Below are 10,852 nucleotides of genomic sequence, written 5' to 3' on the forward strand. Positions count from 1 at the left end.
AGGAGAGAGGAATTGATAGCGCTATCAAAAATCCGAAAGCGCGTCAGCGCGCGGACTTGCGGATCATCAGCTTCAGCCCCGACCAGACTGCATCGACCGCGCAAACCTTGACGTCGACCAGATCGGTCGCCGGCAGGATGACCGCGCGAATGGCATCCTCGGTGATGTCGGTCGGCACCTTCGACGCCTTCTTGGGCCAGCTTACCCACAGGAAGCCGGCCGGCGCGAGAAAAGGCCTTAGATATGTCAATTTCGCTGTCATCTTCGCGCGATCGGTGACGAAGATATGGGCCGCATCGATCGGCGCTTCCGGCGCGGAAAGCCGGATCACACCACTCTCGCCAATCTCCGCCGCGACGCTGTCGGGCATGCCGTCCCACCAGGCGCGCAGCCCGGGCTTCAGGCTCAGCTTCTTGGCCAAAGGCGTACCCGAATAACCGCCGCTCATCGCCTGCGCCCGGCAGCGATGAGGGCGATTGGCAGGCCGACCAAAATGCAGTGGGAAAAGAGCTGGTTGCCAATGTTCCAAGCGATCCGCCCGATTGGCAGCGCGGCATAGGCGGCGGGCAACCACATCGCCGGCCAACGCCAGGGCCGCACGATCCAGTACATGATGCCCCATAGCAGCAACCCATAAAGCAGGCCGGCGACGATCGGGTGACGGCGCAGGGCAGGGCGCCGCTGTGCAATCAGCATATAGGCGCCCGCCATGCAGGCCATGATCGCAAAATGCACGGCCAGGCCGACGATCGCCCAGAGCCCGACGGGATCGCCCTTGGCGGTGTCGCCGAACGGCCCGCTGGCGACGAATTGCAGCACGGCTAGCGGCTGCATGCCCGCCATGCCGGCGAAGACGAAAGCAGACAGGATATCGAGTGTGCCGGCGACCCATGTCGCCCGGATGATCCTCTCGCGCATGCGGCGCTCCCCATTTCTCGGGGCGGATCATAGCAGATTGCCAGTATCTTGTCCCGCCGGATGCGCTGCACCCGGCGGGACAGAAGGTTTTTAGAGTTCGCTGTCCATCAGCGCCGGGAAGAAGCCCTCATGCGCGGTGCGCAGCGCGTCGATCGACACGCCGGCCACGCTGTCGCCGCCGACGGTGCCGATCTTGACCGCGCCAGCAATCTCGACGCCGGCCGGCGCCGTGACGACATAGCGGCTCTGGTCTTCGCCGAACGCCGAAGCGGTGGTCAGCGCCACGTCCAGCGTCGCGCCGATCTTGCCGGCCAGCGCCATTTCCGCGATCGTGACGATCAGGCCACCGTCGGAAATGTCATGCACGGCATTGACCGTGCCCGCCAAAACCAGCGCGCGGACGGCGTCGCCATTGGCGCGCTCGACGGCCAGGTCGACCTTGGGCGCGTTACCCGCCTCGCGGCCGGCAATCTCGCGCAGCCAGATGCTCTGGCCGAGGTGGGTGCCTTCGCCGCCGACCAGCCAGATCGCGTCGCCCTCATTCTTGAACGCCACGGTCGCCATCACGTCGATGTCGGCCAGCAGGCCGATGCCGCCGATCGCCGGGGTCGGCAGGATCGCCGAGCCACCGCCGGTCGCCTTGGATTCATTGTAGAGGCTGACATTGCCCGACACGATCGGGAAGTCGAACGCGCGGCAGGCGTCGCCCATGCCCTCCAGGCAGCCGGTCAGCTGCGCCATGATTTCGGGGCGCTGCGGATTGGCGAAGTTGAGGCAGTTGGTGACCGCCAGCGGGGTCGATCCGACCGCGCTCAGGTTGCGATAGCATTCTGCGATCGCCTGCTTGCCGCCTTCATAGGGGTCGGCATAGCAATAGCGCGGGGTGCAGTCGGTGCTGATGGCAATGCCCTTGCTGCTGCCATGGACGCGGACCACCGCGGCGTCGCCGCCGGGGCGCTGCACCGTGTCGGCGCCGACCATATGGTCATACTGCTCCCAGATCCAGCGACGGCTGGCGATGTCGGGGCTGCCCATCAGTGTGATGAGGTCAGCGCCGATGTCGGCGCTCTCGGCGATCTCGCCCAGCGGCTCGACCTTCGACCAGATCTTATACTCGTCCTTCGGCATCGAGGGACGATCATAGAGCGGCGCATCGTCGGCCAGCGGCGCGAGCGGAATGTCGCAGACGATCTCGCCCTTATGCTCCAGCACCATGCGGCCGGTGTCGGTGACATGGCCAATGACGGCGAAGTCCAGTTCCCACTTCCTGAAGATCGCCTCGGCAAAGGCTTCGCGGCCGGGCTTCAGCACCATGAGCATGCGCTCCTGGCTTTCCGACAGCATCATCTCATAGGTGGTCATGCCGGTTTCGCGCTGCGGCACGTCATCCATCTTGAGGTGGAGGCCAACGCCGCCCTTCGACGCCATTTCGACGCTGGAGGAGGTGAGACCGGCGGCGCCCATGTCCTGGATGGCGACGATCGCGTCCGACGCCATCAGTTCCAGGCACGCCTCGATCAGCAGCTTTTCGGTGAAGGGGTCGCCGACCTGGACGGTGGGGCGCTTCTCTTCGCTATCCTCGCCGAAATCGGCCGACGCCATGGTCGCGCCATGGATGCCGTCGCGGCCGGTCTTGGAGCCGACATAGACGATCGGGTTGCCGACGCCGCTGGCGGCCGAATAGAAGATCTTGTCGGTGTCGGCGATGCCCACGGTCATCGCATTGACCAGGATATTGCCGTCATAGGCGGGGTGGAAATTCACCTCGCCGCCCACGGTCGGCACGCCGACGCAATTGCCATAGCCGCCAATGCCATGGACCACGCCGCTGATGAGATGCTTCATCTTGGGGTGGTCGGGCCGGCCGAAGCGCAGCGCGTTCATATTGGCCACCGGGCGGGCGCCCATGGTGAACACGTCGCGCAGGATGCCGCCGACGCCGGTCGCGGCGCCCTGATAGGGCTCGATGTAGCTGGGGTGGTTGTGGCTTTCCATCTTGAAGATGGCGGCCTGGCCATCGCCGATGTCGACCACGCCGGCATTCTCGCCGGGGCCACAGATCACCTGCGGACCCTTGGTGGGCAGCTTCATCAGGTGAATTTTGGAGGATTTGTAAGAGCAATGCTCGGACCACATGACCGAGAAGATGCCGAGTTCCGTCAGGTTCGGTTCACGGCCGATCGCTTTGAGGACGCGATCATATTCTTCGGGGGACAGACCGTGCTCGGCAACGATCTGCGGGGTGATCTGGGGGGCGCTGCTGGACATGAGCGCGCCTTTAGCCGCGTGGCGCGGGATTCACAATGGCCCGGTGCATGCCTTGGACGTGACCATTGGGACAAAATGAAAGGGCCGGCCCCTAGGGAAGGACCGGCCCTGTGAAAAATCGAAAATCCTGTCGGATCAGACGTGGCAGGCCTGGGCGCTCTTGCCCGGCACCGTGATGGTGACGTCGTTGCCCGAACCCTTGACTTCATAGCCGCCCTCGGCGGTGAAGGGCTGGCCAGCTTCGGCGGCCTTCAGCATGGTGGGCGAGCCATTCTTTTCGGTGCGCAGGATCGCGCTCTTGTCGTCGCTCATATAGTCGACGAAGAACAGGCTGTTGTCCTTGCAGCGGAACTGCTTGTTGGCCTTGACCGAAGGCGGCAGCTCAACCGGCGCGGCATTGGCCAGCTGGGCAGCCATCGGATCGGCGGGGCCGCCGACGACTTCGGGTTCGTCCTTCTTGTTGCAGGCAGAGAGCAGGCTGACGGCCGCAACGGCGATAAGGGGGAGATAATATTTCATAGCGGTCCTTCTATGTGCACTTGCGATATGATGCGTCAACGCAAAACTGCCCGAATTCCGCCACGCCTGTGCAATGACGTCATGACGTTTGCGTGACGAAGGGCCGCTTTGGCCGGCTTCGCCATGTGATGCGCTTCATGCGGGCTTGACCGCACGAACGGGGGCGGTCAATGCAGGCGCATGGCTGAGGAAAGCACCCCGCAACCCGATTTGTCGCATCTCTCCTTCGAGGATGCGCTGCGTGCACTCGAATCGATCGTACGCCGCCTGGAAAGCGGCGACGTGCCACTTGATGAGTCGATTTCGCTCTATGCCCAGGGGGAGGAGCTGCGCAAGCGCTGCACCGAACGGCTGCAGGCGGCTGAGGCGCGGATCAGCAAGTTGACGGTCGATGCCGGTGGTGCGGTGACCGGCGCCACCCCCTTCGGTGCGGATTGATCCCGACCATGGAAGGCGGCGGCGCCGCAGGCCTGGAGCAGAGCGCAACCGCGCTGATTACGGCCCATGCGGCAGTGCTGGCGGCAGAGGTGGATCGCGCGTTTGACGCGCTGCTGACGGTGCCGGACGATGCGCGTCGCCGCCTTTATGATGCGATGCGTCATGCGGCGATCGGCGGTGGCAAGCGGTTGCGCCCGCTGCTGGTGCAGGCGACCAGCGACCTGTTCAACATTTCGCGCGAATCCGCGCTGCGCGTCGGCCTCGCCGTTGAGTGCATCCATGTCTATTCGCTGGTGCATGATGATCTGCCGGCGATGGATGATGACGACATGCGGCGTGGCAAGCCGACCGTGCACAAGGCCTTCGACGAGGCGACGGCGATCCTCGCTGGCGACTGTCTGCATGATCTTGCCTTCGAGATATTGGCCGACGAACAGACCCATCCGGATGCGTTTGTTCGCATCGAGCTGGTGAAGGCGCTGGCGCTGGCCAGCGGCCCAGCCGGCATGGCCGGTGGCCAGATGATGGATCTGGAAGCGGAACAGGCCCGGTTCGACCTGGCGACGGTCACGCGGCTGCAAAATCTCAAGACCGGGGCCTTGATCGGCTTTTGCGTGGACGCCGCGGCCATCATGGCGCGCATCCCGGTGGACGCGCGCACTGGTCTGCACGGCTATGCACGCGACATCGGCCTTGCCTTCCAGATCGCCGACGATCTGCTGGATGTCGAAGGCAATTTGCAACTCGCCGGCAAGGCGCTGGGCAAGGATGCGGCGGCGGGCAAGGAAACCTTCGTGTCGCTGCTCGGTATCGACCGGGCGCGGGAACAGGGGCGCTTGCTCGTTGAACAGGCCAAGGCGCATCTGCATGGTCATGGCGCGGAAGCGGACCTGCTACGTGCCATCGCCGACTATATTGTGGAAAGGGACCGTTAAGCCATGAGCACCGGCAAGCAACGGATAGGCGTCTATCCCGGTACCTTCGACCCTATCACCCTGGGCCATATGGACATCATCCGGCGTGGCGCGAAGCTGGTCGACAAGCTGGTGATCGGCGTCACCACCAATATCAGCAAGTCGCCGATGTTCAGCGATGAAGAACGGCTGGACATGGTCCGCCGCGAATGTGCGGATATCGATACCGAAATCGTCGTCACCGGCTTCAACTCGCTGCTGATGGACTTCGCCGAATCGCAGGGCGCCAGCGTCATCATCCGTGGCCTGCGCGCGGTCGCCGATTTTGAATATGAATATCAGATGGCGGGCATGAACCAGCAGATCAACAGCCGGGTGGAAACCGTCTTTCTGATGGCGGACGTGTCGCTGCAGCCGATCGCCTCGCGCCTGGTCAAGGAAATCGCCCTCTATGGCGGGCCGATCCACAAATTCGTCAGCCCGCCGGTGCGCGCGGAGGTGGAGGCGCGGGTGACCGCGCTTGGCCGCAAGGGGCAGGGCTGATAGCCGTCGGATCAGGCGCATTTCAGCCTGCGTTCAGTTGCCAATCGCGATCAGCGCGCTATCAGGGCCGCTTGGCCCTTCCGGGCAAGAGATCAAGGAAAGTTCATTCCCATGCGTTTCACTTCGGCGCTCAAGACCATGGCGATCGGCCTCGCCCTTACTGCGTCCAGCCTGGCCTTCGCTCAGGGTGGCGGCGGCGGTGGTGGCGGTGCGGAGGATATGAAGAAGGCGGAAACGGCGGCCAAGGCCGAACAGAACGCCAAGTCGCTGGGCACCGAACTGACCCCCAAGCTGCCGCCTGCAACCATTCCGGCCGATCCGCAGAATATCTGGGACCTCGATCTTTCCACCGGTGGCCGCGTGCGGATCCAGTTGCGTCCGGACATCGCCCCCAATCATGTCGAGCGGATCAAGGAACTGACCCGGCAGGGCTTCTATAATGGCCTCAAATTCCACCGCGTCATCCCGGGTTTCATGGCCCAGGGTGGCGATCCCAAGGGGGATGGCACCGGCGGCTCGACGCTCCCGGATCTCAAGGCCGAATTCAACCCGATGCCGCATCTGCGTGGCACCTTGTCGATGGCCCGCGCCCAGAGCGATGACAGTGCCAACAGCCAGTTCTTCATCGTGCTGCTGCCGCGCATGCAGCTCGACAAGAAATATACCGTCTTCGGCCGCGTGATCGAGGGCATGCAATATGTCGACGCGATCCATGAGGGCGAACCGCCGGCCGACCCGAGCGTCATTCTTCAGGCCTCGATCGAAAGCGATGGCAAGCCGCCGGTGCTGGCACCGCCGCCCCCGCCGCCGGCGCCCGAACCCTCGATCCTGCCGTCGAAGAAGCCGGCCGCCCCGGCCAAGAAGCCGGCACCCAAGAAGAAGTGAGCTAGCGCCCGGAAGGGCCATCGCCATGCGTGTAGACCTGTTCGATTTCGACCTGCCGGCGGAGAATATCGCCCTCCGTCCGGCTAGCCCGCGCGATTCAGCGCGCCTGCTGCTGGTGCCCGGCGAACAGGCGATGGAGGATCGCATCGTCCGCGACCTGCCTTCGCTGCTGCGTGCCGGCGATGTGCTGGTCTTCAACGACACCCGTGTCATCCCCGCCCAGCTTGAAGGCATGCGGGGCGATGCGCGGATCGGCGCGACCCTGCACAAGCGGCTGGGGCTGCGCCAATGGCAGGCCTTCCTGCGCAATGCCAAGCGGGTGCGCGATGGCGACCGGATCGATTTCGGCGCCGGCGTCACGGCGATTGCCGGTCCGCGCGATGCGGATGGTGGCGTGACCCTCAGTTTCGAGGGCGACGAACCGGTGGAAGTGCTGCTGGAGCGTGCCGGCCGTATGCCGCTGCCGCCCTATATCGCCAGCAAGCGCCCGACCGACGCGCGCGATCGCAGCGACTACCAGACCATGTTCGCGCGCGAGGATGGGGCGGTCGCCGCGCCGACTGCCGCTCTGCACTTCACGCCCGACCTGATGGTCGCCATTGCCGCTGCCGGTATCGGGACGGAAACCCTGACCCTGCACGTTGGTGCGGGCACTTTCCTGCCGGTCAAGGCGGACGATACCGACGATCACCGCATGCACGCGGAATGGGGGCGGATTGACCAGGAAACGGCTGATCGGTTGAATGCGGTGCGTCGGTCCGGCGGACGCCTGATCGCGGTCGGCACCACCTCGCTGCGCCTGCTGGAAAGCGCCACGGGCGAGGATGGCATTATTCGCCCCTTCGCCGACGAAACCCGCATCTTCATCACCCCAGGATATCGTTTCCGCGCGGTTGACGGGCTGATGACCAATTTTCACCTGCCCAAATCGACCCTGTTCATGCTGGTAAGTGCTTTGATGGGCACGGAAAAAATGCAATCCGTGTACAGCCACGCAATCGAGGAAGGCTACCGCTTCTACAGCTATGGGGACTCCAGCCTGCTGCTGCCCTGATCCGGGTTCTAGGGGGCGAGGGCGGCGATGCCCTTTCCGCTCATCATCGCACCGATCACCAGCAACAGGACGGCCATCACCGCCGCATTATGCTGGGTAAGCCAGACACGCATCTCGTCCAGCCAGGGACGAACCCGTCGTTCCGCAAGGAAATAGCCCAATATGGGCAGCCATATCGTGACAGCCGCGATCAGCAGGTAGATGATGACGGTGAATATGGTCTGGCCTGGTGGCAGATGATGGGCTCCAAAACTGATCCCCGCAGCCATGCCGACGGTGAGGTTTTTGGGATTGGCCGCATAGATGCCAAAGCCCAGTCCGGCCGCCGCCAATGGTCCCATATGCTCGACCGCCGCCAGCCAGTGTGGCAGTGTCGCGACTTCGCCTGGTGCCGGCCGCACGCGCCATTCGTGCCATGCCAGGCCGAGCAGCAGGACGCCGACCACCAGCTTGACCATCGCGGCACCATGTCCTTTGCCGCCACTGCCCAGGCCAAGGTCGGAGAGCCAGGAAAATAGCAGCAAAGCGCCCACGATGGCGGCCAGCCAGCCGACCAAAAAGACAGGCGCCGTCAGGCGGGCCTGCGGCGACATCAGCAGAACGATCATCGCGATGATCGGCAAGGGGCTGATCGACACGCCAACCGCCAGCGGCAGAAGCTCGCCTATTGCCTCAAACATATGTCATGCCCCCTCCTGCGGCGGATATCCGCTACTCTATGGCGCGCCCTTTGGTACGGCCATCCTGCAAATCCCCGAGTTCATGGCAGGCAATTCCCAGCGCAGCGGGACGTGATTTGCGTCAAAAGGCTTCGGCAATTCCCACATAGGCGCCATGATCATTCTTCCCCACGGCAAAATCGACGCGTAATTGGACATCGTTGCTGCGGAACGGGCGATATCGCACGCCGGCGCCGGCAGCAGGCAGCAGATTACCTCTGCTCCAGATATCACCCGCCGATGGTGCGATCCCGCCCAGCCCGACAAAGCCGGTAGCGCCCCATCGGCCCGCAATATGCTGGCGCAGTTCGGCTTGCACTGCCCAACTGGCGCCGTCGCGGTAGCGGCCGGTGGGATAGCCGCGCAGGTCATTGGTCGCGCCAAACTGACATAGATCATAATAGGGGACGTCCCCACCGGCAGCGCACAGGGCGCCGCGCGTCGCCAGGACTGTGCCACTGCCGATCGGCATATAGGCGTTGCCGGCAAGCTGCAGCTTGTTGTGGTGATAGCTGTCGCCCAGCGCCTTAAGACCGAACAGCCAACTGGCACTGACGTAGAAGCCCCGTTTGGGCTGCATCGGGCTGTCACGCGTATCATAGACGAAGCTGGGGCCTAATGCGGACATGCTGCTGTGCATTTGGTCTTCGGGCGGGGTGGGGGGCGCACCGTCCGGCTCCTGCGGCACTGCGTCGGTCACGCGAAACCGATAGCGCAGGCCAGCATAGCCGTCGGGAAAGAGGCGGATCAGGCCCTGAAGGTCGATGTCGAACTGCCGGCTCTTGAGCTCCAGCCTGTCACCCTCGTCACCTGCATCCCTGCCGATGCCATAATAGTTGGTGCGGTCGTCCATATAGGACAGGCTGGCATTCACGCGGACCCGGTCCTGGCCGAACGACATGGAATGGAAGCCGGCAATGCCTTTGGTGCCGCGGGTCGTATAGACCACACCGCCACCGCTGATCCACTGGTCAGGTTCGGCATTTGGGTTGTAAAAAGCGATCGCGCCGACCGCCAGGCCGGTGCCGGTCGCCGGATTGGACAGCGGCACGGGTGCGATCAGCAGGTCGACCTTCTTGCGTTTTCCTTCTTGAGCGGCCGTCGATTCGTCCCCTTCCGCAGGGGCAGCGGCTGGAGGAGCAGGGGCATTGGAGGGAGGCTGCGCCAGGAGCGGCGACGTCAGCAGCAGCGTCGCCCAGGCACATGAGCACAAGCCCGCACCGCGACGCGGCATGGTCATGCGGTCGGCACAGGCTGATAATCCGGCGGCCATGGTCCCTCATCGACCATCGGGTGGCGCTCGACCATCGGGGGAAACACCGATGACGGTGCGGTCGCATCGCGGTCGCACGCTCTCTCGGGGTAATCCGGCGGCTATATTGGTGTTTCGCCCGATTGGCGCAGGCGGGGAAGCAGCGAACCTGCACTCGTCCCTAATGAAAGGAAGGCCATGTCCAGCCTGGCGAATGCCCTCGACCAATTGCCGATCCTGCTGATCGGGCTGCTGCTATTCTGTTCGATGGTGGCAGCGACGCTGATCGGCTATTTCCTGCGCAAACGGACCCACCCTCAGGATGGCACTGCGGGCAAGTCGGATGATGGCGGCTCGGACGCCTATATCATTTCGGCTGTGCTGGGTCTGCTGGCCCTGCTGCTGGGTTTCACCTTCTCGCTGGCAGTCAACCGTTATGAGGCGCGACGTGCCCTGGTTCTGCAGGAATCGAACGCAATCGGCACCAGCTATTTGCGGGCACAGGCGCTACCGGAGCCGCACCGGTCGCGTTTGTCGAAGATATTGGTCGACTATACCGAAAATCGCCTGTCCCTGTCGGCCAATAGCCGCACGGAGAAGGTGACGCCGCTGCTCGCGCGCAACGACCAGTTGCTGACCGATCTCTGGTCCGCGACCCTGGCAGCCAATGATGCTGTGCGCACGACGCCCTTCTCTGTCTCGCTGCTCTCGACCGTGAACGAGGTGATCGACATGGATGCCTCCCGAAAGGCTGCGCGCACGGTACGCGTCCCGACCGAGGTGTTTCTGGTCCTGTGGGTATATGTCGCCGTGACGGCCGGAATCATGGGGTATGCCCGATCCCAGACGCAGGGTCGCGTCTTGGCAGGGCTGCTCTTCGTACTGCTGACCATGTCCTACATGTTGATCCTCGACATAGATCGTCCGGGCATGGGCGGGATCCAGGAAGGGCAGGGGCCGATGCTCCAACTGCGGGAGTCGCTGCGACAGCAGCCGCCCGGCACCTTCGATACGTGGCGCCACGGGGCCACGCCATCCTGACACGGACAAGGGGAATGGTCGGCTTTTCGCACGATTGGAGGAATTTCAGGGATACCTAGGGTTCTTCCCGATGGTCTTTTGTCTGGAAGCCGCGATGCTGAAGGGGTCTTTTCGGGGTTGGATTGTCGCGACATATCCGAACGATATCCACAATCGGCCGAAGAAAAGGCGTTGGACTACTGGTTTTGACGACCCTCTCCGCAGGCAGCTGTTGGTTGCACGAGGGGGCATTGTGGAAAGGTGGCCGCGATTATGCAGCGACGCACATCCATGCGATCCAGGCTGTTACTCGGCAGCGTTC

12 protein-coding genes are annotated in these 10,852 nt (G+C 63.7%); 6 read left to right on the top strand and 6 right to left on the bottom strand.

Annotated elements, in window-relative coordinates; translation table 11 throughout:
• Positions 1–43: 43 nt before the first annotated feature.
• The 4 genes from PMI04_RS07010 to PMI04_RS07025 form a co-directional block, all read right to left on the bottom strand.
• A complete protein-coding gene (locus tag PMI04_RS07010; protein WP_007710009.1) occupies positions 44–448 on the bottom strand; it encodes a hypothetical protein in 405 nt (134 codons plus the stop codon).
• Complete coding sequence (locus PMI04_RS07015) at positions 445–918, bottom strand: hypothetical protein (RefSeq protein WP_007710011.1); 474 nt, start codon at positions 916–918, stop codon at positions 445–447. Before PMI04_RS07015 ends, PMI04_RS07010 begins: the two co-directional genes overlap by 4 nt.
• A gap of 90 nt (positions 919–1,008) precedes the next feature.
• Positions 1,009–3,186 (bottom strand): phosphoribosylformylglycinamidine synthase subunit PurL, encoded by a 2,178-nt coding sequence (gene purL, locus PMI04_RS07020; protein WP_007710014.1) that lies wholly within the window; start codon positions 3,184–3,186, stop codon positions 1,009–1,011.
• 135 nt (positions 3,187–3,321) lie between these two features.
• A complete protein-coding gene (locus PMI04_RS07025) occupies positions 3,322–3,705 on the bottom strand; it encodes a hypothetical protein (RefSeq protein ID WP_007710022.1) in 384 nt (127 codons plus the stop codon).
• Between the two features lie 180 nt (positions 3,706–3,885).
• Here PMI04_RS07025 and PMI04_RS07030 point away from each other — a divergent pair, with 180 nt between their 5' ends.
• The 5 genes from PMI04_RS07030 to queA all read left to right on the top strand — a co-directional run bounded on the left by PMI04_RS07030 (position 3,886) and on the right by queA (position 7,539).
• Positions 3,886–4,143 carry an exodeoxyribonuclease VII small subunit gene (locus tag PMI04_RS07030; RefSeq protein WP_007710023.1) on the top strand — a complete coding sequence of 86 codons (258 nt, stop codon included), beginning with the start codon at positions 3,886–3,888 and terminating at the stop codon, positions 4,141–4,143.
• Positions 4,144–4,151: 8 nt separating this feature from the next.
• The gene (locus PMI04_RS07035) at positions 4,152–5,078 is read left to right on the top strand and encodes a farnesyl diphosphate synthase (protein ID WP_007710024.1); all 927 of its coding nucleotides are present in this window, start codon (positions 4,152–4,154) and stop codon (positions 5,076–5,078) included.
• A 3-nt stretch (positions 5,079–5,081) separates the two neighbouring features.
• Positions 5,082–5,600, top strand: a complete 519-nt coding sequence (gene coaD / locus PMI04_RS07040; RefSeq protein ID WP_007710025.1) for a pantetheine-phosphate adenylyltransferase — start codon at positions 5,082–5,084, stop codon at positions 5,598–5,600.
• Positions 5,601–5,711: 111 nt separating this feature from the next.
• On the top strand, positions 5,712–6,485 hold the full coding sequence (locus PMI04_RS07045) for a peptidylprolyl isomerase (protein WP_007710026.1): 774 nt from the start codon (positions 5,712–5,714) through the stop codon (positions 6,483–6,485).
• Positions 6,486–6,510: 25 nt separating this feature from the next.
• Entirely contained in the window at positions 6,511–7,539 is a 1,029-nt protein-coding gene (queA, locus tag PMI04_RS07050; RefSeq protein ID WP_007710028.1) for a tRNA preQ1(34) S-adenosylmethionine ribosyltransferase-isomerase QueA, read from the top strand.
• An 8-nt stretch (positions 7,540–7,547) separates the two neighbouring features.
• Here the strand turns inward: queA and PMI04_RS07055 are convergent, their stop codons facing one another.
• Positions 7,548–8,219, bottom strand: a complete 672-nt coding sequence (locus PMI04_RS07055; protein WP_007710030.1) for a GAP family protein — start codon at positions 8,217–8,219, stop codon at positions 7,548–7,550.
• Between the two features lie 121 nt (positions 8,220–8,340).
• On the bottom strand, positions 8,341–9,531 hold the full coding sequence (locus tag PMI04_RS07060) for a BamA/TamA family outer membrane protein (protein WP_007710032.1): 1,191 nt from the start codon (positions 9,529–9,531) through the stop codon (positions 8,341–8,343).
• 177 nt (positions 9,532–9,708) lie between these two features.
• Between PMI04_RS07060 and PMI04_RS07065 the strand changes: the two genes are divergently transcribed.
• The gene (locus PMI04_RS07065; protein ID WP_007710034.1) at positions 9,709–10,551 is read left to right on the top strand and encodes a DUF4239 domain-containing protein; all 843 of its coding nucleotides are present in this window, start codon (positions 9,709–9,711) and stop codon (positions 10,549–10,551) included.
• The last annotated feature ends 301 nt before the right edge of the window (positions 10,552–10,852 follow it).

The sequence above is a fragment of the Sphingobium sp. AP49 genome, assembly GCF_000281715.2.
In the GTDB taxonomy this organism is placed as follows: Bacteria; Pseudomonadota; Alphaproteobacteria; order Sphingomonadales; family Sphingomonadaceae; genus Sphingobium.